Annotated in this window: 3 protein-coding genes; all 3 read right to left on the bottom strand. The window is 75.6% G+C overall.

Annotation, left to right across the window (positions count from 1 at the left end; translation table 11 throughout):
- Positions 1–49 precede the first annotated feature (49 nt).
- Genes BTM25_RS22585 through BTM25_RS22575 form a run of 3 tightly spaced genes read right to left on the bottom strand, consistent with a single transcriptional unit; the run spans position 50 to position 22,706 of the window.
- Positions 50–3,967: an amino acid adenylation domain-containing protein gene (locus BTM25_RS22585; protein ID WP_103564993.1), complete on the bottom strand. Its 3,918-nt coding sequence runs from the start codon at positions 3,965–3,967 to the stop codon at positions 50–52.
- The gene (locus BTM25_RS22580) at positions 3,967–11,712 is read right to left on the bottom strand and encodes a non-ribosomal peptide synthetase (protein ID WP_103564992.1); all 7,746 of its coding nucleotides are present in this window, start codon (positions 11,710–11,712) and stop codon (positions 3,967–3,969) included. Before BTM25_RS22580 ends, BTM25_RS22585 begins: the two co-directional genes overlap by 1 nt.
- Positions 11,709–22,706: a non-ribosomal peptide synthetase gene (locus BTM25_RS22575; RefSeq protein ID WP_103564991.1), complete on the bottom strand. Its 10,998-nt coding sequence runs from the start codon at positions 22,704–22,706 to the stop codon at positions 11,709–11,711. The genes BTM25_RS22580 and BTM25_RS22575 overlap by 4 nt, the downstream gene beginning before the upstream one ends.
- Positions 22,707–22,721: the final 15 nt, after the last annotated feature.

The following is a 22,721-nucleotide window of genomic DNA, read 5'->3' as shown; positions in this document are numbered from 1 at the left end:
GGGGGCTCCTTCTTCCGGTGGGGTCGGACGGTGTCAGCGTAGCGGCCGGTCAGGGCCGCGCCGAGTGAAGTTTGTCCAGTTTCGCGGCGAGGACGGCGCCCATCTCGCGGACGGGGCCGGGTTCCATGAGGGCGTGGTGCTCGGCGTCCACCGGGTAGTCCTCGATGTCGCCGTCCACGAGCGGCCCCCAGTTCTCGGCGCCGGTGGGGTCGCCGCCCTTGCGTCCGCGCGTGGCCGTGAAGAAGAGCACATCGCCCCGGTAGCGGCCGGGGACGTACTTCTCCGCGTGCCGGATGCCGCCCGCGTAGTTGCGGTAGACGTTGCGGAGGCTGCGTTCGTCCAGGGTGGCGAGGGCGTCGCCGCGTTCGGCGAGCGCGGCCATGATGCGCGGGACGTCCGGTTCGCCGTTCTCGTCGGTCATGGACGCGTCGACGCCGATCCCGCCGAGCAGTTCGGGCAGCACCTCGCGGCGCTCGGAGTTCAGGTCCAGGCCGTGGAAGGAGTCGATCATGGCGAGGAGCGCGACGTCCTCCCCCGCCGTCCGGAAGCGCAGCGCCAGCTCGTAGGCGACGAGCCCGCCGAGCGACCAGCCCGCGAGATGGTAGGGGCCGTGCGGCTGGACGGCCCGGATCTGCTCGATGTAGTCGGCGGCCATCTCCTCGACGGACTCGGGCAGCTCGTCCTGCGTGAACGCGCGGGCCTGGAGGCCGTAGACGGGCTGGTCGGGGCCGAGGTGGCGCTGGAACCGGAAGTAGCCCCAGGCCAGGCCGCCCGCCGGATGGACGAAGAACAGCGGCGGCCGGGAGCCGCCGGCCCGGATCGGCAGCAGGACCTCGAAGCCGAGGCCGCGCGCGGCGTCGTCCAGCTCGTCCAGGCGGGCCAGCGCCTCGACGGTCTGGTGGGTGAACACGTCGCGCGGCGTCAGCTCGATCCCGGCCTGCTTGGCGCGGGTGACGAGCTTGAGCGCGGTGACGCTGTCGCCGCCGAGTTCGAAGAAGCTGACGTCCGCGCCGGCCCGGTCCAGGCCGAGCGCGTCGGCGACGGCCCGGCACAGCGCCTCCTCGCGCTCGGTGCGGGGCTCGCGGCCGGCGGCGCCGAACTCGGGGGCGGGCAGGGCGCGGCGGTCGAGCTTGCCGTTGGGTCCGGTGGGCAGCGTCGGCAGGGCGACGAACGCGGCGGGCACCATGTACTCGGGGAGCCGGGCGGCGACGTGGGCGCGCAGCTCGACCGGGTCGACGGGGTCGCCGGCCGGGACGACGTAGGCCACCAGCCGCTTGACGCCGCCGTCGCCGCGGACGAGCGCGGCGGCGTGCGCGACGCCCGGGTGCGCGGCGAGCGCCGCCTCGACCTCGCCCGGCTCGATGCGGAAGCCGCGGATCTTGACCTGGAAGTCGACGCGCTCGACGTACTCCAGGGTTCCGTCCGGACGGCGGCGCATCAGGTCGCCGGTCCGGTACATGCGGTCGCCGGGCGCGCCGAACGGGTCGGCGACGAACCGCTCGGCGGTGAACCCGGGACGGTGCAGGTACCCGCGGCCGAGGCCCGCGCCCGCCACGTACGCCTCGCCGGTCACGCCGGGCGGGACGGGCCGCAGCGCCGCGTCCAGCACGTGCACGCGCACGCCGTCGATCGGGAACCCGAGGACGGGCGCCTGCTCGGCGGGGTCGGCGAGCGCGGCGCGCATCGCGACGATCGTGCTGTAGGTGGTGGCCTCGGTCGGCCCGTAGACGTTCCCGACGGCCGTGTCCGGGCACGCGGCGAGGACCTTGCGCATCGCGGCGACCGACCCGGCCTCGCCGCCGGTCAGCACCTCGCGCAGCCGCGCGAAGGCTTCCGGCCGTTCCTCGGCGACGAGGTTGAACAGCGTGGTCGTGATGAACAGGCCGGTGACGTCCTCGGCGGCGATGACGCGTTCGAGGGTCGCGGTGTCCACCCGTCCGGGCGGGGCGACGACGGCCGTGCCGCCCGCGAGCAGCGGCGCCCACAGTTCGTACGTGGACGCGTCGAAGGCGTGCGGGGAGTGGACGAGCACCCGGTCGTGCGCGCCGGTCCGCATCCAGGCGTCCATCGCCAGGTCCACGACGTCGCCGTGGTTGAGCATCGCGCCCTTGGGCAGCCCGGTCGACCCGGACGTGAACATGACGTAGGCGAGCTGTTCCGGGTGGGCGGGGACGCCGGGGTCGGTGGCCGGGTGGTCGGCGGAATCGTCCAGGACCAGCACGTGCGCGGACACGTCGCGCACCCGGTCGCGTGTGGCGGCGTCCACGATGAGGACGGGCGCGTCCACTTCGTTCACGGCCCACTGCACGCGGTCGTCGGGATAACTCTCATGGATCGGTGCGTAGGCGGCGCCGGCCTTGAGGATCGCCAGGGTCGCGACGATGACGTCGGCCGAGCGCTCCACGAGCATCGCGACCCGTCCGTCGCGGCGGACGCCGAGGCCGATCAGCCGGTGCGCGAGGCGGTTGGCGCGCGCGTCCAGCTCGGCGTAGGTGAGGGTCGCGCCGCCGTGGACGCGGACCGCGACGGCGTCCGGCCGCTCGGCGACCAGCGCGCTGAACCGGCCGGTGATCGTGCGGGGCGCGGCGACCTCGGTGCGGCGGCCCTGCCAGGCGTCCAGCAGCAGGCCGCGCTCCTCGGCGTCGAGGACGTCGACGCGGCCGAGCGGCAGGTCGGGCCGGTGGGCGATCGCGTCGAGGACGCGCAGCAGCCGCCGCATCACCCGTTCGGCGGCGGCCGTGTCGTACAGGTCGGTGCGGTGGTCGACGCGCAGCGACAGCCGCTCGCCCGGGACGGCCGCGAGCGCGAGCGGGTAGTGCGAGGCGTCGTAGCCGCCGACGCCGTGCAGCGTGAGGCCGCCGAGGTCGGTGCCCGCGCCGCCGTCCTCCAGGTCCGGGTCGAACGGGTAGTTCTCCAGGACGGTCATCGTGTCGAACAGCCGGCCCGCGCCGGTGAGCCGCTGGATGTCGGTGAGGCCCAGGTGGTGGTGCGGGAGCAGGTCGGCCTGCTCGCGCTGGAGCCGGGTGAGGGCGTCGGCGACGGTCGCGGACGGGTCCGCGCGGACGCGGATCGGCAGCGTGTTGATGAACAGCCCGATCATCTGCTCGACGCCGGGCAGCTCGCCGGGACGGCCCGACACGGCCGCGCCGAACACGACGTCGGCGCGTCCGGTGAGCCGCGACAGGACGGTCCCCCACGCGAGCTGGAGCAGCGTGCTCAGCGTGACGCCGTGCGCGCGGGCGCGGGCCGTCAGCGCGGCGGTGGCGGACGGGTCCAGCAGGTGCCGGACGCGGCCGGGCTCGGCGCCGTCCGGCGGATCGGGCGCGCCCGGCGCGACGAGCGTCGGCTCGTCCACCCCGGCGAGGGCGGCGCGCCAGGCGTCCTCGGCGGCGGGGCGGTCCTGCCGCGCGAGCCAGGCCAGGTAGTCCTTGTAGGGGGCGACGCGCGGCATGCCGGTGTCGTCGCCGCCGGTGAGGTAGAGCGCGAACAGCTCGGTCTGGAGGACGGGCGTCGACCAGCCGTCCAGCAGGATGTGGTGGTTCGTGAAGATCATCCGGTGCCGCCGGGGGGCGAGCCGGACGAGCGTGTAGCGCAGCAGCGGCGGCTTGGCCATGGAGAAGCCGCGCGCCCGTTCCCGGTCGGCGATGGCGTCGGCCTCCGCCTCGGCGTCCGGACGGCCGGAAAGGTCGATCTCCTCCCACGGCACGCGCACCCGGCGCTGGATCACCTGGACGGGCGTGCCGTCCTTGCGCTGCCGGAACCCGGCCCGCAGGTTCGCGTGCCGCGCGAGGACGGTCCCGGCGGCGGCGCGCAGCCGGCCCGTGTCGAGGTCGCCGCGCAGTTCGAGGACGAGCTGCGCCGTGTAGGAGTCGCCGTCGTCGTAGCGGGCGTGGAAGAACAGGCCCTGCTGGAGCGGCGAGAGCGGCCAGATGTCCTGGAGCTGCGATTCCTTCTTCGGCTCGGGCATCAGTCCAGCTCCCATTCGTCGTCCAGTTCGGCGGCGAGCGCGTCGATCTCGTCCTGGTCGACCTCGACGAGCGCGAGGTCGGACGGGGTGAAGCCGCCGACGGGGCCGTCCGCCGCACCCGCGACATGGGCGACCAGGCCGCGCAGCGCGCCGGTCCAGCGGGCGGCGAGCGCCGCGACGTCGGCCTCGGCGAACAGCTCGCCCGCGTAGGTCCAGGTGGCCGTCAGCTCCGGGCCGCCGGGCAGGTCGCGGGTGTGGGCGTTGACCTCGATCGCGTGGACGAGCGCGAGCGCGTCGTCCTGCCCGCCCGCGAGCGCGCCGGACTCGGCGGCCGGGCTCCAGTCGCCGCCGTCGGCCGCCGCCGCGCGGCCGAGGTAGTTGAACGCGAGCTGCGGCGTCCGCGCGCCGAGCCCGGCGCCCGCCGGGCCGAGATGGCGGAGCAGGCCGTGGCCGATCCCGTTGTCGGGAATCTCGCGGAGCTGCTCCTTGACGCGCTTGAGCGCGGTGCCGACGGCCGGGCCGCCCGCGGCGACCTCGTCCCAGGCGACCGTCCCGGCGTCCACCCGGACGGGGAAGATCGAGGTGAACCAGCCCGCCGTGCGCGACAGGTCCGCGCCGGGGACGATCTCCTCGCGGCCGTGGCCCTCCAGGTCCAGCAGGACGGGCGTGTCGTCGCCGGTCCCCCGGTCGCGCCGCCACGCGGCGACGGCGAGCGCGAGCGCGGTGAGCAGGACGTCGTTGGCGCGGCCGTGGAACGCGGCGGGCACGTCGGTGAGCAGCGGGCCCGTGACGTCGGCGGGCAGCTCCACGGTCAGGTGCCGGGCCGTCGCGAACGTGTCGCGCGCGGGGTCGAGCGGACGGGCGGCCAGGAGCGGGTCGGGCGCGGCCTCGATCTCGGCCCACAGCGGCAGTTCGGCGGCGCGGGCCGGGTCGGTGGCGGCGGCGGTGAGCCGCTGCGCCCAGCGGCGGAACGACGTCGGGACGGGTTCCAGCTCGCTCCCGGCCCACGCGGCGACGAGGTCGGGCAGCAGGATCCGCCAGGACACGCCGTCCACGACGAGGTGGTGCAGGGTGAGCAGCAGGCGGCCGGACGCGACGGGTCCCGCGTCGAACCAGACGAGCCGGGCGTTGCTCCCGTTCGCCGGGTCCAGGGCGCGGCGCGCGGCCAGGGACTCGTCGTGCAGGACGGTCGCGAGCGCGTCGTCGTCCAGGCCGGTGACGTCCACGCGGCGGACGAGCGTCGCGGCGGTCACGGCACCGGGCCCGGGGATCTCGAACCGGCCGCCGTCGGCGCGCATCCGCAGGACGTCGTGGTGGTCGAGCAGCGTTTGCAGCGCGGCGGCGAGCCGGTCCTCGCGCAGGTCCGGCGGGACCTGGAGCAGCATCCGCTGGCTGTAGCCGTCGGTCGGGCCGTCGAGGGCGGTGAACCAGCGCAGGATCGGCGTCGGCGGGACCGGGCCGAGGGCCGCGCCGGGCGGTTCGGTCTCGACGGTCTCGCCGGCGGGGCGCGCGATGCGGGCGAGCGCTTCGACGGTCTGGTGCTGGAAGACGTCGCGCGGCGAGATCACCAAGCCCGATTGGCGGGCGCGGGAGACGAGCTGGATCGCGATGATCGAGTCGCCGCCCAGATCGAAGAACCCGTCGTCCACGCCGACCCGCTCCAGGCCCAGCACCTCGGCGAACAGACCCGCCAGCGTCTCTTCCTCGGCCGTGCCCGGGGCGCGGGAGGACGCGGGGGCGGCGAAGTCGGGGGCGGGCAGCGCGCGGCGGTCGAGTTTGCCGTTGGGGGTGAGCGGCAGCGCGTCCAGGGACACGACCGTGGCCGGGACCATGTGGTCGGCCAGTGTCCGGTTCGCGAACGTCCGCAGCTCGCGCGCGTCGATCTCGGCGCCCTCGGCGGGGACGGCGTAAGCGATGAGGCGGTCGTCGCGGACGATGACGGCGACGTCGGTGACGGTCTCGTGCCGGGCCAGGACGGCTTCGATCTCGCCCGGCTCGATCCGGAACCCGCGCAACTGGACCTGCTGGTCCGAACGGCCGAGATATTCGAGGCTTCCGGCCGTGTTCCAGCGTGCGAGGTCGCCCGTCCGGTACATCCGGGTGCCGGGCTTGCCATGGGGGTCGGCGACGAACCGCTCCGCCGAGAGCCCGGGACGGTTCAGGTAGCCGCGCGCCAGGCCCGCGCCCGCCACGTACAGCTCACCGGCCACGCCCGCCGGGACCGGCTGGAGACGGTCGTCCAGCACGTAGACGCGCAGGTCGGGGATGCCGACGCCGATCACGCTGCCGGACGCCGTCGCCGCGTGCACCTGGTCCAGCGCGAGGTGGGAGACGTGGACGGTCGTCTCCGTGATCCCGTACATGTTGACCAGGCGCGGGGCGTCGTCGGCGTGCCGGGAGTACCAGTCGGCGAGACGGCCCGGTTCGAGAGCCTCACCGCCGAACACCACGTACCGCAGCGCCAAGTCCAGTCCGGGGTTCTCCCGGTCGGCGGCCATGAGCTGGTAGAACGCCGACGGCGTCTGATTCAGCACCGTCACCCGCTCGGACATCAGCAGCGTCAGGAAGTCCTCAGGCGACCGCGACGTCAGATACGGCACCACGACCAGACGGCCGCCGTACAACAGCGGACCCCACAGCTCCCACACCGAGAAGTCGAAAGCGTAGGAGTGGAAGAGCGTCCACACGTCGTCGGGGCCGAAGTCGAACCACGGCTCGGTGGAACGCAGCAGCCGCATCACGTTGCGGTGCGGGACGACCACGCCCTTGGGACGCCCGGTCGAACCGGACGTGTAGATGACGTACGCGGGGTTGTCCGGGGACAGCGCGACGTCCGGTGCGGTGGCCGGGTATCCGCTCTCGGGGCTCTCGTCCAGGATCAGGCGTTCGACGCCGTCGGGCAGCGCGCACTCCGCCGTGGCGATCGCGAGCGCGGGACGCGCGTCGTCCAGCATGTACGCGATGCGCTCGGCCGGGTAGTCCGGATCGACCGGGACGTACGCCGCACCGGCCTTCAGCACCGCCAGGATCGCCACGACCAGATCCGCCGAACGCGGCAGCGCCAGCGCCACGAATTGCTCCGGCCCGACGCCGCGCGCCGCCAGGAGATGCGCGAGCCGGTTCGCCCGCGCCTCCACCTCGCCGTAGGTCAGCGTGACGCCCTCGAACGTCACCGCCGGGGCGTCCGGACGGGCCGCCGCACGGGCGGCGAACGCGGCCGGGATCGTGTCCGCGCCGAGCCGGGGCGCGAACCCGGCGGGCAGGCCCGGACCGGCGGGCCACCTGCGCAGCAGCGTGCGGCGCTCGGCGCGCTCCAGGATCTCGGCGGTCCCGACGGGCGCGTCCGGCTCGGCGACCAGCTCGCCGACGAACCGGGCGAACCGCTCGGCGATCGACGCCGCCGTGGCCGCGTCGAACAGGTCGAGCGCGTACTCCAGGTGCGCGTCGATCCCGGCGGGCGCGCCGTCGGCGTGGCGTTCCTCCAGGTAGAGGGACAGGTCGTACTTGGCGGCGCCGAGCGGCATCGGCTCGGCGGCGGCGGTCAGGCCGTCCAGCTCCAGCGTCGCCTCGGGGTTGTTCTGGAACGACAGCGCGACCTGGAACAGCGGGTGCCGGGCCATCGACCGCGCCGGGTTCAGGACGTCCACCAGCTTCTCGAACGGCAGGTCCTGGTGGGCGTAGGCGGCGAGGTCGGTGTCCTTCACCCGCGCGATCAGCGCGCGGAAGGACGGGTCGCCGGACGTGTCGGTCCGCAGCACGAGCATGTTGACGAACATGCCGACGAGATCGTCCAGCGCCTCGTCGGTGCGCCCGGCGATAGGCGATCCGACCGGGATGTCCGTGCCCGCGCCGAGCCGCGTCAGCAGCGCGGCGTAGGCGGCCTGCATGACCATGAACAGGCTCGCGCCGGTCTCGCGGGCGAGGGCGCGGAGCCCGGCGTGCAGGTCGGCGTCGAGGGTGAACGGAATCGTCCCGCCCCGGTGGGACGCGCGGGCGGGGCGCGGCCGGTCGGCGGGCAGCGGCAGCTCCTCCGGCAGGCCCGCCAGCGCGTCCCGCCAGTAGGCGATCTGGCGCGCGATCAGGCTGGACGGGTCGTCCTCGGAACCGAACAGCTCCCGCTGCCACAGCGTGTAGTCGGCGTACTGGACGGGCAGCGGCGTCCACTCGGGCGCGCGTCCGTCCGCGCGGGCCGCGTAGGCGACGATCAGGTCCCGCGCCAGCGGCGCCATCGACCAGCCGTCCCCCGCGATGTGGTGCAGCACGAGCAGCACCACGTGCTCCTCGGGGGCGAGCCGGAACAGGCGGGCGCGCAGCGGCGGCTCCACCGACAGGTCGAAGCCCTGCCCGACGGCGGCGGCGAGCGCGCCGGGCAGCCGATCGGCGTCCGTCTCGGCCACGACCAGCGGCGGACGGGCCGTGGCCGCGTCCAGGACGAGCTGGCGCGGCGTCCCCGCCGCGTCCGGGAAGATCGTCCGCAGCGGCTCGTGCCGGGCCACGACGTCGCCGAGCGCCGCGTCCAGCGCCGCCGCGTCCAGGGCGCCGCGCAGCCGCAGCGCGACCGGCATCGCGAACGTCGCCGACGGCCCCTCGAACCGGTCGAGGAACCACAGCCGCCGCTGCGCGTGCGACAGCGGCACCGCGTCGGGCCGGACGGCCGGGACGAGCGGCGGCCGGGCCGTCCCGGCGGCCTCGGCGAGCCGGGCCGCCAGCCCCGCGACGGTCGGCGCCTCGAACAGCGCCCGCACCGGCAGTTCCGCGCCGAACGCCGACCGGACGCGGCTGACCAGCCGGGTCGCGGTGAGCGAGTCGCCGCCGAGGTCGAAGAACGAGTCGTTCGCGCCGACCCGCGCGACGCCGAGCACGTCGGCGAACAGCCCGCACAGGATCTCCTCCTGCGGGGTGCGCGGGCCGCGCCCGGCGGTCTCGGCGGCGTCCGGCGCGGGCAGCGCGCGGCGGTCCACCTTGCCGCTGACCGTGAGCGGCAGCGCGTCCAGGACGGTCACCGACGCGGGCACCATGTACTCGGGCAGGCGCGCGGCGGCGTGGCGGCGCAGCGCGGCCGGGTCGAGTCCGGCGGGCGCGACGTAGGCGGCGAGCCGGTCGTCGCGGACCACGACGGCGGCCTGCGCGACGTCCGGATGCGCGGCGAAGACGCTCTCGACCTCGCCCAATTCGACCCGGTAGCCGCGGATCTTCACCTGGTCGTCGGCGCGGCCGAGGTATTCGGCGATCCGGGGGTCGCCGGTCCAGCGGACGAGGTCGCCCGTCCGGTACATGCGGTCGCCGGGCGCGCCGAACGGGTCGGCGACGAACCGCTCGGCGGTCGCGCCGGGCCGCCCGTGGTAGCCGCGCGCGAGCTGGCCGCCCGCCAGGTACAGCTCGCCGGGGACGCCGGGCGGGACGGGTTGCAGCGCCGCGTCCAGCACGTACGCGCGCACGCCCGGGTGCGGCGCGCCGATCGCCGGGCGCTCGGCGGCGGCGAACCGGTGGTCGAGGACGTCCACGGTCGCCTCGGTCGGGCCGTAGAAGTTGCGGGCCTCGACGCCGGGCAGGGCGCGCAGTTCGTCCCACAGCGCGGCGCCGACCGCCTCGCCGCCGAGCAGCAGGTGCGCGGGCAGATGACGGCCGTCGGGTTCGAGCAGGCCGGACTCGCGCAACGACTGCAGATGCGAGGGCGTGGTGTTGATGAGGTCGACGCGGTGCTCGGCGACGTAGTGGGCGAACGCCTCGACGTCCCGGCGCGTCCGGTCGTCGATCAGATGCAGTTCGTGGCCGTGGAACATCCACAGCAGGCCCATCCACGACGTGTCGAACGAGAACGACGCGAGATGGGCGAAGCGGAGGCGCCGGCCGCCCGCCGCCGCGACGGCCGGGTCGAAGAACGCCGTCCGGTGCGCCGTGTAGTACGCGAGGACGGCCGCGTGCGACACCGCGACGCCCTTCGGACGCCCCGTCGAGCCCGACGTGTAGATGACGTACGCGGTGTTGCCCGGCCGGACGCCGCTCGGGGGCGCGGGCGGCGCGTCGTCGCGCGGGTCGTCCAGCGCGAGGCGGCCGGGCGCGTCCGGGACGAGATCGCCGGCCGTCACGGTCAGGACGGGACGCGCGTCGTCCAGCATGTACGCGATCCGCTCGGCCGGATACGCCGGGTCGATCGGCACGTAGGCGGCCCCGGCCTTGTGCGCGGCCAGGATCGCGACGACGATCTCCGGGACGCGCGGCAGCACGACCGCGACCCGGTCCTCCGGGCCCGCGCCGCGCGCGGCCAGCTCCCCCGCGAGCCGGGCCGCGCGGGCGTCCAGCTCGGCGTAGGTGAGCGCGGTGTCCCCCGCGACGAGCGCGACCGCGTCCGGTGTCGCGGCGGCGCGCTCGGCGAACAGGTCGGCGAGCGTTCCGGGGCGTCCGGCGGTGCCGGTGGCGTTCCAGGCGGCGAGCGCGGCCAGGTCGCCCGGCCCGGCGAGGGCGAGCGCGCCGATCGGCGTGCCGGGATCGGCGGCGACGGCCTCCAGCACGCGCCGGACGCGCGCGAGCAGCGCCTCGGCCGTGTCGCGCGCGTAGACGTCGGGCCGGTAGTGCAGACGCAGTTGCAGTTCCGGGCCGGGCGCGGCGACGAACGACAGCGGGAAGTGCGTCGCGTCGTAGGCGTCGGCGGCCGTGATGCGAACGCCGTTCAGGGACCCGTCCATGGCATCCGGGTCGAACGGGTAGTTCTCCAGGACCGTCATCGTGTCGAACAGCGGGCCGCCGTGCCCGGCCGCGCGCTGGATGTCGGTGAGCCCGAGATGGTGGTGCGGCAGCAGCTCGGTCTGCTCGTCCTGGAGGCGTTCGAGCAGGTCGCCGAGCGTGTCACCGGGACGGAACCGCACCCGGACCGGCAGCGTGTTGATGAACAGCCCGATCATCTGCTCCACGCCGGGCAGCTCGGGCGGACGGCCCGAGACCGTCGCGCCGAACACGACGTCGTCGCGGCCGAGCGTCCGGCCGAGCACGACGCCCCACGCCGCCTGGAGCAGCGTGGACAGCGTCGCGCCGTGGCGGCGGGCGACGCGGGTGAGCTTCTTGGCGAGCCGCTCGTCCAGCGCGGTGACGGCCCGCTCCGGCGGGACCGGCGGCAGCCCGGCCGCCTCGGGGGCGACGAGGCTCGGTTCGTCCAGGCCGTCCAGCGCCCGCCGCCACGCCGCCCGCGCCGCGTCCCGGTCCTGCCCGGCGAGCCAGGCCAGGTAGTTCTTGTACGGCGTGACGCGCGGCATCCCGGCGTCGTGGCCGCCCTGGAGGTAGAGCGCGAACAGCTCAGTGGCGAGGACGGGCGTGGACCAGCCGTCCAGCAGGATGTGGTGATGCGTCAAGACGAGCCGGTGCCGTTCGGCGCCGAGCCGGACGAGCACGAACCGCAGCAGCGGCGGCTCGGTCACCGGGAACGGCCGGGCCCGCTCGCGCGCCACCACCGCGTCGGCCTCGGCGCGGTCGGCGTCGATCTCCTCCCACGGCAGTTCGACCGCGCGCGGGATCACCTGGACGGGCTTGGACAGGTTCTCGTGCCAGAACGCGGCGCGCAGGTTCGCGTGCCGGCGCAGCAGCGTCGCGGCGGCCGTGCGGAGCGCGCCCGCGTCCAGCGGCCCGGCGAGGTCCAGGACGAGCTGCGCCGTGTAGACGTCCGGCGCGTCCGCGTCGAAGACCGCGTGGAAGAAGAAGCCCTGCTGCAGCGGCGACAGCGGCAGGATGTCCTCCAGGTCGCCCCGGTTCACTCTCGGCTCCTCCACGCGTCCTGCAAGGTGTCGATCTCGCTCTGGTCCAGGTCGACCAGCAGGTCGGACGGGGTGAAGCCCCCGGCGGCGCCCGCCCCGGCGTGCGCGGCGAGGCCGCGCAGCGCGGCGAACCACGCGGCGGCGAGGTCGCGGACGTCGGCGGCGGCGAGCAGGCCGTCCGGCCAGGTCCAGGTCGCGCGCAGCTCGGGGCCGCCGGGCAGGTCGCGGGCGAGCGCGTTGACCGTGACGGCGTGCGCGAACGGCATGCGCGGGTCGTCCCCGGCGGACGGTTCCTCGGGCGCGAGGCTCCAGTCCGCGCCGTCGGCGCCGGGCGCGACGCGGCCGAGGTAGTTGAAGGCGAGCTGCGCGGACGGCAGGTCGGCCAGCTCCCCGGCGGTCTCGTCGTCGAGGTACCGCAGCAGGCCGTAACCGATCCCGTTGCGCGGCACCGCGCGGAGCTGCTCCTTCACCCGCTTCACGGCCGTGCCGGCGACGGCGCCGCCCGCCGTGACGTCGGCCCAGTCCGCCGGGCCCGCGTCGAGCCGGACGGGGAACAGCGAGGTGAACCAGCCGACCGTCCGGGACAGGTCCACGCCGGGCACGACGTCCTCGCGGCCGTGGCCCTCCAGGTCCAGCAGGACGCTCGTGCCGCGTCCGCCCCGGCGGCGCCGCCAGTGCGCGACGGCGAGCGCGAGGCCGGTGAGCAGGACGTCGTTGACGCGGCCGTGGAACGCGGCGGGCACGTCGGTGAGCAGCGGACCGGTCACGTCGGCGGGCAGGTCGACGGTCAGCGACACGGCGCGGTCGGCCGTCGCGGTGCGCGCGTCGCGGTCGGCGAGGCGCTGCGGCGGGCCGTCCACCAGGTCGAGCCAGGTGTCGAGTTCGCCGGTCAGCTCCGCGCCGGACGCCTGCGCGGTGAGCTTCTGCGCCCAGCGGCGGAACGACGTCGGGACGGGTTCGAGCGGCGCGCCCGTCCACGCCGCGACGAGGTCGGGCAGCAGGATCCGCCAGGACACGCCGTCCACGACGAGGTGGTGCGCGACGACGAGCAGCCGTCCGCGCTCCTCGCCCGCGTCGAACCAGACGATCTGGAGCGTCGTCCCGGCGACCGGGTCGATGCGGTCGCGGGCGGCGGCGGCCTGCTCGGCGATCACGGCGGCGCGCTTGTCGGGGTCGAGGCCCTGCGCGTCCACGCGGGTGACGAGCGGCGCGGCCGGGACGTCCCCGGCGGGCCGGACGAACGGGCGCCACGCGCCGTCCTCGACATCCAGGCGCAGGCGCAGCACGTCGTGGCGGTCCAGGACGGCCCGCACGGCGTCCACCAGCGCGTCGTGGTCCAGGCCGGGCGGGGTGACGAGCATCGTGGCCTGGGTGTACGCGGCGACGCGCGCGGCGTCGCCGCCGACGCGGTCGCGCAGCCACGCGACGATCGGTGTGACGGGGACGGGTCCCTCGCCCGCGCCGGGCGGCTCGGTCTCGACCGTCTCGTCCACGCCGGCGGGGCGCGCGACGGCCGCGAGCGCTTCGACCGTCTGGTGCTGGAAGACGTCGCGGGGCGAGATGACCAAGCCCGATTGGCGGGCGCGGGAGACGAGCTGGATCGCGATGATCGAGTCGCCGCCCAGGTCGAAGAACCCGTCGTCCACCCCGACCCGCTCCAGGCCCAGCACCTCGGCGAACAGACCCGCCAGGATCTCTTCCTCGGGCGTGCCCGGCGTGCGCGCCGAGACTTCGACCGTGAGGTCGGGCAGGGCGCGGCGGTCCAGCTTGCCGTTCACGGTCAGCGGCAGCACGGGCAGCTCGACCACGCCCGCCGGGACCATGTGGACGGGCAGGTGCCGTCCGGCGAACGCGCGCAGCCCGGCGGCGTCGATCACGGCGCCGTCCGCCGGGACGGCGTACGCGACCAGGCGGTCGTCGCGGACGATCACGGCGACGTCGGTGACGGTCTCGTGCCGGGCCAGGACCGCTTCGATCTCGCCCGGCTCGATCCGGAACCCGCGCAACTGGACCTGCTGGTCGGCGCGGCCGAGATATTCGAGCGTCCCGGACCTGTCCCAGCGCGCGAGGTCGCCCGTCCGGTACATCCGCGTACCGGGCTTGCCGTACGGATCGGCGGCGAACCGCTCCGCCGACAGCCCCGGACGGTTCAGATACCCGCGCGCCAGCCCCGCGCCCGCCACGTACAGCTCGCCGACGACGCCCGGCGCGACCGGCTGAAGGCGGTCGTCCAGCACATAGGTCCGCAGGTCGGGGATGCCGATGCCGATGACGCTGCCGGACGCGGTCTCCGCCGAGAACTGGTCCAGTTCCACGTACGACGCGTGGACCGTGGTCTCGGTGATGCCGTACATGTTGACCAGGCGCGGCGTGTCGTCGGCGTGCCGGGAGTACCAGTCGGCCAGACGGCCCGGTTCGAGAGCCTCACCGCCGAACACCACGTACCGCAGCGCCAGATCCAGCCCTGGATTCTCCCGGTCGGCCGCCATGAGCTGGTAGAACGCCGACGGCGTCTGATTCAGCACCGTCACCCGCTCCGACACCAGCAGCGTCAGGAAGTCGTCCGGCGACCGCGACGTCAGGTACGGCACGACCACGAGGCGACCGCCGTTGAGCAGCGAGCCCCACAGCTCCCACACCGAGAAGTCGAACGCGTAGGAGTGGAACAGCGTCCACACGTCGTCCGGGCCGAAGTCGAACCACTCCCGTGTGGACGACAGCAGCCGCACCACGTTCTGGTGCGGGACGACCACGCCCTTGGGACGTCCGGTCGAACCGGACGTGTAGATGACGTACGCCGGATGGTCCGGACGCAGCGGCGCCGTTCGGTCCGCGTCCGTCAGCTTCGCGGCGGGGAACTCGTCGGCCGCCACCGTGTCGAGCAGGACGCGCGGCAGGCCGGCCGGCAGCGCGGCGTCCGCGCCGGACACGGTGACCGCGAGCGCCGGGGCGGCGTCGTCCAGCATGTACGCGATGCGCTCGGCCGGGTAGTCCGGATCGACCGGAACATACGCCGCCCCGGCCTTCAGAACACCCAGGATCGCCACGACCAGATCCGCCGAACGCGGCAGCGCCAGCGCCACGAACCCTTCCGGCCCGACACCGCGCCCCGCCAGCAGATGCGCGAGCCGGTTCGCCCGCGCCTCGACCTCGCCGTAGGTCAGCGTGACGCCCTCGAACGTCACCGCCGGGGCGTCCGGACAGGCCGCCGCACGCGCCTCGAACAGCGCGGGGATCGTCGTCGCCGCGTCCGGCGCGGCCGTCCCGCCGGCCCAGTCGGTGAGGATCGTCGCGCGCTCGGCCGGGTCCAGGACGTCCACGGCGCCGATCCGCGCGGACGGGTCGGCGAGCAGTCCCGCGAGGTACCGCTCGAACCGCCGCACGATCGTCGCGGCGGTCGCGGCGTCGTAGCGGTCGAGGGCGTACTCCAGCTCGCCGTCGATCCCGGCGCCGTCCGGCCGCTCGGTGAGCACCATGAGCAGGTCGAACCGCGCGACGCCCGCGTGCAGCGGCTCGGGCTCGGCGGTGAAGCCGGGCAGGTCAAGCCGCGCCTCGGGGTTGTTCTGGAACGTCAGCCCGACCTGGAACAGCGGGTGGCGGCCGAGGTGGCGCGGCGGGTTCAGGACCTCGACCAGCCGCTCGAACGGGACGTCCTGGTGCGCGTACGCGGCGAGGTCGGTCTCGCGGGCCCGCGCGATCAGCTCGCGGAACGACGGGTCGCCGGACGTGTCGGTCCGGAACACGAGCATGTTGACGAAGTTGCCGACCAGGTCGTCCAGGGCCTCGTCGGTGCGGCCCGCGATCGGCGACCCGACCGGGACGTCCGTGCCCGCGCCGAGCCGCGTCAGCAGCGCCGCGTAGGCGGCCCGCGCGACCATGAACGGGCTCGCGCCGGTCTCCCGGGCGAGCGCGAGCAGCGCGCGGTGCGCGTCGGCGCCGAGCGTGAACCGCGCGGTCGCGCCCCGGTAGGACGCCTCGGCGGGACGCGGCCGGTCGGCGGGCAGCGGCAGCTCCTCCGGCAGGCCCGCCAGCGCGTCCCGCCAGTAGGCGATCTGCCGCGCGATCAGGCTCTCCGGGTCGTCCTCGGAACCGAACAGCTCCCGCTGCCACAGCGTGTAGTCCGCGTACTGGACGGGCAGCGGCGCCCACTGCGGCGCGCGTCCGGCGGCCCGCTCGACGTAGGCGCCGATGAGGTCACGGGCCAGCGGCGCCATCGACCAGCCGTCCCCCGCGACGTGGTGCAGCAGCAACAACACGACATGTTCGGTGTCCGAAAGCCGGAACAGGTGGGCGCGCAGCGGCGGCTCGGCGGAGATGTCGAACGTGTACCCGGCGGCCGTCGCGAGCTTGACCGGCAGGTCCCGCTCGGTGGCGGAGGCGATCCGCAGGGCAGGGCGCGCCGCCGCCGCGTCCAGGACGACCTGGCGCGGCACCCCGCCGTCGTCGGGCAGGATCGTGCGCAGCGCCTCGTGCCGCGCGACGACGTCCCCGAGCGCGGCGCGCAGCGCGTCGAGGTCCAGCGCCCCGCGCACCCGCAGCGCGACCGGCACGTTGTACGTCGCGGACGGCCCCTCGAACCGGTGCAGGAACCACAACCGCTGCTGCGCGTACGACAGCGGCACCGAGGCCGGGCGCTCCCGGGCCGTCAGCGCGGGCCGGGCCGGGCCGGTGCCCGCGAGCGCGGCGAGCCCCGCGACGGTCGGCGCCTCGAACAGCGCCCGCACCGGCAGCTCCACGCCGAGAGCGCGCCGGACGCGTCCGACGATCCGCATCGCGACGAGCGAGTCGCCGCCCAGCTCGAAGAAGTCGTCGTCGATCCCGACCCGGTCGGCGCGGAGCAGGTCGGCGAACACCGCCGCGATCGCGGCCTCCCGCTCGTCGCGCGGCGCGCGGTAGGGCCGCAGCGGGACGGTCAGGACGGGCCGGGGCAGCGCCTTGGTGTCGACCTTCCCGTTCGGCGTCAGCGGCATCTCCGGCAGCACGACGACCGCCGCCGGGACCATCGACTCGGGCAGGTGCGCGCGGGCGTGCGCGCGGATCCCCTCGGGGTCGAGGGTCGCGCCGGGCGCGGCGACGACGTAGGCGACGAGCTTCTTGACCGTCCGCGCGGCGGGCTCGGGCGCGGCGAACCGGGCGGCCAGGGCCGTGTCCGTCAGCGCGAGGCCGGACACCGGACGGGACGGGTCCTCGACCACCGCCGTGACGAGCGCGAGCAGTTCCGCGACGAGCGCCTCGGCGGTCGCGCGGTCGAACAGGTCGGTGCGGTAGCCGAGCCGCAGTTGCAGCCGCTCCCCCGGCACCGCGTCCAGCGTCAGCGGGTAGTGCGTGGCGTCGAGCAGGTCCGCGCCGGTGAGCCGGACGCCGCCGAACTCGGCGTTCAGCAGCGAGGAGTCCAGCGGGTAGTTCTCGAACACCGTCATGGTGTCGAACAGCGCGCCAGTCCCGGCCGCGCGCTGGATGTCGCCGAGCCCGTGGTGGTGGTACGGGAACAGGTCGGCCTGTTCGCCCTGGAGCCGGACGAGGAGGTCCCCGGCTGTCTCTTCCGGCAGGGGCCGCACCCGCACCGGCAGCGTGTTGATGAACAGCCCGACCATCCGCTCCACGCCGGGCAGCTCGGGCGGACGGCCCGACACCGTCGCGCCGAACACCACGTCGTCGCGGCCGAGCAGGCGGCCGAGCAGCAGCCCCCACGCGGCCTGGACGACCGTGTTGACGGTGACGCCGTGGGCGCGGGCGGTGGCGGCGAGGCCGTCCGACAGCGCGGCGGGCAGCAGCGTCTTCACCTTGCCGGGCAGGCCGGGGGCGGTCGCGGGAGCGGCCGGGGCGACGAGCGTGCCGTGCTCCAGGCCGTCCAGCGCCCGCGCCCACGCCGCGCCCGCCTCGGCGGGGTCCTGCCGGGCCAGCCACACCAGGTGGTCGCGGTAGGCGGGGGCGCGCGGCGGCTCCTGGCCGCAGTAGAGCGCGAGCAGTTCGGCGGCGAGCGACGGCACCGACCAGCCGTCCAGCACGATGTGGTGGAACGTCAGGACGAGCCGGTACCGGCCGGGCCCGAGCGCGACCAGCACGAACCGCAGGAACGGCGGCCGGGCGAGGTCGAAGCGGCGGGTGCGCTCGGCGTCCATGAGCGCGGCGAGGCCCGCTTCGTCGCAGGCGTCCTCGCGCCAGTCCACGGCTGCGTCGCGCAGGACGACCTGGACGGGCTCGCCGTCGGCGGCCTGCGTGAACGCGGTGCGCAGCGGCGCGTGCCGGGCGGGCAGGGCCTGCGCGGCGGCGCGCAGCGCGGCGGTGTCCAGGTCGCCCGCGAGGTCCAGGACGAGCTGGCCGGTGTAGACGTCGGTCGCGGCGGCGTCCAGCAGCGCGTGGAAGTACAGGCCCTGCTGGAGCGGCGCGAGCGGCCACACGTCGGTCAGCGCGGGATGGGCGCGCTCGAGGTCGGCGACGGCGGCGGCGTCCAGCGCGACGAGCGGGAAGTCCGACGGCGTGTGCCCGCCCTCCCCCGCGACGGCGGCCAGAGCGCGCAGCTCGGCGGTCCAGCGCGCGGCGAGTTCCCGGACGTCGGCCTCGGCGAGCAGGGCGCCCGCGAACGTCCAGGTCGCGACCAGGCGCGGGCCGCCCGGACCGTCCTGCGCGACGGCGTCCACGGCGAGCGCGTGGCCGAGCGGCAGCGCGCCGTCGGCGCCGCCGCCGAGCGCGCCCGGCTCGTCGGCGACGCTCCAGTCGCCGTCGGCCTCGGCGACGCGGCCGAGGTAGTTGACGACGATCTCGGGCGCGGGCAGTGCGGCCAGCTCGGCCGCCGTGTCCGCGTTCAGGTGGCGCAGGAGGCCGAAGCCGAGCCCGTTGTCGGGGATCGCGCGCAGCGTCTCCTTGATCCGCTTCAGCGACGCCGCCGGGGCGGGGTCGCCCGCGTCCAGCCGGACGGGGTACTTGCTGGTGAACCAGCCGACCGTCCGGGACAGGTCCAGGCCGGGGAAGACGTCCTCGCGGCCGTGGCCCTCCACGTCGAGCAGAACGGACCCGGCGGCCTGGCCGCGCGCCCGCCGCCAGCCCGCGAGCGCGCGGGCGAAGCCGGTGAGCAGCACGTCGGAGGCGCGGCCGTGGAACGCGGCGGGGACGGCCGTGAGCAGCGCGCCGGTCGTCTCGGCGTCCAGCTCGGCGGTGAACCGGACGGCGGTGGCGTGGGTGTCCACCGCCGGGTCGAGGGGGCGGTCGCCGAGCGGGGGCGCGTCCCCGGCGAGGACGCCGCGCCACAGGTCCAGCTCGCCGGTGCGGGCGGCGGCCTCGTCGGCCAGGCGCCGCGCCCAGGCCCGCAGCGACGTCCCGACCGGGTCGAGGGCCGGCGTGCCGCCGGACGCGAGCGCCGCCCACGCCGCGACGAGGTCGGGCACGAGGATCCGCCAGGAGACGCCGTCCACGGCGAAGTGGTGGACGACGAGCAGGAGCCGTCCGGGCGCGTCCCCGGCGTCGAACCACACGAGCCGCACGTTGTCGCCCGCCGCCGGGTCGAGCGCGGCGCGGGCGGCGGCGCGCTCGGCGGCGACGGTCGCGGCGAGCGTTTCGGCGTCCTGCCCGGCGACGTCCACCCGGCGGACGGACGCGGTCCCGGCGCCGGGCGGCGGGACCTCCAGCGTGCCGTCGGGACGCGCGACGAGCCGCAGCGCGTCGTGGTGGTCCAGGACGGCGCGCAGCGCGTCCGTCAGCGGTTCGGCGCCGAGCCCGGCCGGGGCGCGCAGCAGGACGCTCTGCGCGAACCCGTCCGCCGGGCCGCCGAGGTCGCGGAACCAGCGCAGGATCGGGGTCGCGGGGACGGCGCCGAGCCCGGTGTCCGGCGCGGCGGGGACGGCGCCGTCCAGCGGGCGGGCGACGGCGGCCAGCTCGTCCACCGTGGGCCGCTGGAACACCTCGCGGGGCGAGATCGCGAGGCCCGCGCGGCGCGCCCGCGACACCAGCCGCATCGCGATGATCGAGTCGCCGCCGAGGTCGAAGAACCCGTCGTCCAGGCCGACCCGGTCCAGTCCGAGGATCTCGGCGAACAGGTCGCACAGGACGGTCTCGGCGGGCGTGCGCGGCGCGCGGTAGGGCCGGGCCGCGCCGGACGCCGCCGCGTAGTCGGGGGCGGGCAGCGCCCGCCGGTCGAGTTTGCCGTTCGGGGTGAGCGGCAGCGCGTCCAGCGCGACCACGGCGGCCGGGACCATGTACTCCGGCAGGGACGCGCCGACCGCCGCGCGCAGTTCGCCCGGATCGACCGGTTCGCCGTCCGGGACGACATAGGCGACGAGGCGCTTGACGCCGGGCTCGTCCTCGCGCGCCACGACGGCCGCCCGCGCCACCGACGGCCGCCGGACGAGCGCCGCCTCGATCTCGCCCAGCTCGATCCGGAACCCGCGGATCTTCACCTGCTGGTCGGCGCGTCCGACGTACTCCAGCGAGCCCGGCACCGCGACGGACCAGCGGACGAGGTCCCCGGTGCGGTACATGCGCTCGCCGGGCGCACCGAACGGGCACGCGACGAACGCGCCCGCCGTCAGCGCGGGCCGGTTCAGGTAGCCGCGCGCCAGGCCCGAGCCCGCGATGTACAGCTCGCCGGTCACGCCGGGCGGGACGGGACGCAGCGCCGCGTCCAGGACATAGGCGCGGGTGTCGTCCAGCGGCGAACCGATCGGGACGGTCCGCAGCGCGGCGAGGTCCAGCCCCGCCAGCGGCTGCTCCAGCGCGTAGGTGGTCGTCTCGGTCGGGCCGTAGACGTTGGAGACGCGGGTGTCCGGGCACGCGGCGGCCACCCGGGCGAGCGCGGCGGCGGACGCGGCCTCGCCGCCGGTCTGCACGACGCGCGCCGGGGCGAACGCGGCCGGGCGCTCGGCCGCGACCAGGTTGAACAGCGCGGTCGTGAGGAACAGGTGGCTGACGCGGCCCGCCGCGATCACGCGTTCCAGTTCGGCGGCGTCCAGGGCGCCGTCCGGCGGGACGACCACGGTGCCGCCGCCGAGCAGCGGCCCGTACATCTCCAGCGTGGACGCGTCGAACGCGTGCGGGGACTGCAGGAGGTGCCGGTCTCCGGGGCCTTCGGCGAGGCGCCCGTCGGTGGCGATCTCCACGACGTCGCGGTGCCGGGCGCCGACCGCCTTCGGGGTGCCGGTCGAGCCGGACGTGAAGATCGCGTAGGCGAGGGAGTCGGGGTGGACCGCGACGTCGGGCTCGTGGTCGGGCTCGTCGGCGGCCCAGGCGTCGTCGTCCAGCACGAGCACGGTGACGCCGGCGTGGCGGGCGTCGGCGAGCCACGGCCGGGCGGCGAGCGTCGCGCGGTCGCAGACGAGCACCCGGACGCCGGTGTCGCGCAGCAGCCACGCCACGCGCTCGGCCGGGAACGTGGCGTGGACCGGGACGTAATAACCGCCCGTCTTCAGTACCGCGAGCGACACCGTCACGACGTCCGGCGAGCGCTCCAGCAGCACCGCGACGGGCGTCTCCGGCCCCGCGCCGAGCCCGCGCAGCCGGTGCGCGAGGCGGTTGGCGCGGCGGTCCAGGTCCGCGTAGCCGAGGACGCGTTCGGGCTCCTCGCCGGGGACGGTCGCGACGGCGGGCGCGTCCGGGGCCGCGGCGACCCGCGCGGCGAACGCCGTAAGGACGGTCCGCGCGGGCCGCCGGGTCGCGGTCGCGTTCCAGCCGGTCAGGACGTTCGCGCGCTCGGCGCCGTCCAGCGGGTCGAGGTCCCCGACGCGCGACGCCGGGTCGGCGGCGGCCATCGCCCGCAGGAACCGGACGTGCCGGGCGTGGTGCGCGGCGATCTCCCCGGCGGTGTGGAGTTCGGGGTGGCCGTCCAGGTCGACGCGGGTGCCGCGCCCGTCCAGGCCGTCGTGGACGTTGAACGCCATGTCCTCGGTGAGCCCGAGCGCCAGCGGGTGCGCGCGGCCGGTCGCGCCCGCGAAGTCCGCCGTGTAGTCGAACGGCATGATGTTGATCGTCGCGGCGTAGAGGCGGCGGCGCTCGCCGAGCAGCTTCAGGTCGCGGAGCAGGTCCTCCAGCCGGTACCGCTGGTGGCGCAGCGCGCGGGCGGTCGCGCGGGAGACGGCGCGGGTCAGCTCCGCCACCGTCAGGTCCGGGTCGACGGTCACCCGCAGCGGGACGATGTTGGACATCATCGTCGGCGTGCGGCGCGCGAGGTCGGTCGTGCGGCCGGTCACCGCGAGGCCGAGGACGACCTCGGGGTTCCCGGTCGTCCGCGCCAGGTAGGCGGCGGTCGCGGCGATGGCCAGGCCCGGCGTCGCGGTGCGCAGGCGGCGCGCGGCGGCGGCGAGCGCGCCGCTGTCGGCCGGGCCGAGCGTCGTGCTGCTGCGGACGAAGTCCATCGTGGGCGCGGCCGTCCGGTCCGACAGGCCGGTGATCTCGGGCAGGTCCGCGAACCGCTCGGTCCAGTAGGCGCGGTCGCGGTCGAACTTCTCCGACGCGCGGTAGGCGGCGTCCTCGGCCAGCAGCGCCCGGTAGTCGCCCCGCTCCTCCGGGGCGTACGCGCCGCCGCCCGCGAGCAGCGTGTACAGCTCGGCCATGCGGGAGTTGACGAGCGCGCCGCCGAAGCCGTCCACCGTGATGTGGTGGGCGCGCAGATACCAGAAATGGCGTTCCGGGCCGAGGCGCAGGACGGCGAGATGGTGCAGCCGTTCCCCGAAAAGGTCCATCGGACGCGCCATGTCCGCGCGCATCCACTCCCGTGCCGCCGCTTCGGGATCGGGCGCGGAGGAGAAATCCGTGAGAAGGATCGGTGTCTGCGGGTCGTCCGGGAGAACCTGATAGGGAACGCCGTCGCGTTCGACCAGCCGCAACTGGAGACTGGGGAACTCGCGTGCCGCCATCCGCCCGATCGCGTCGAACAGAGCGGGGTCGAGCGGCCCTTCGATCTCGATGTACTGCGCGATGCAGATCGGCACCTCGGGATTGAGCTGCTGCGCGTACCACACACTCTGCTGAGCGGCCGAAAGAGGAACGTGCTCCAGGGACGACATCAAGCGGTACTTTCC

This window comes from Actinomadura rubteroloni (genome assembly GCF_002911665.1).
Taxonomy (GTDB): domain Bacteria; phylum Actinomycetota; class Actinomycetes; order Streptosporangiales; family Streptosporangiaceae; genus Spirillospora; species Spirillospora rubteroloni.
Note: the sequence above shows the minus strand (reverse complement) of the source record. Positions and strands in the feature narration are given on the sequence as shown.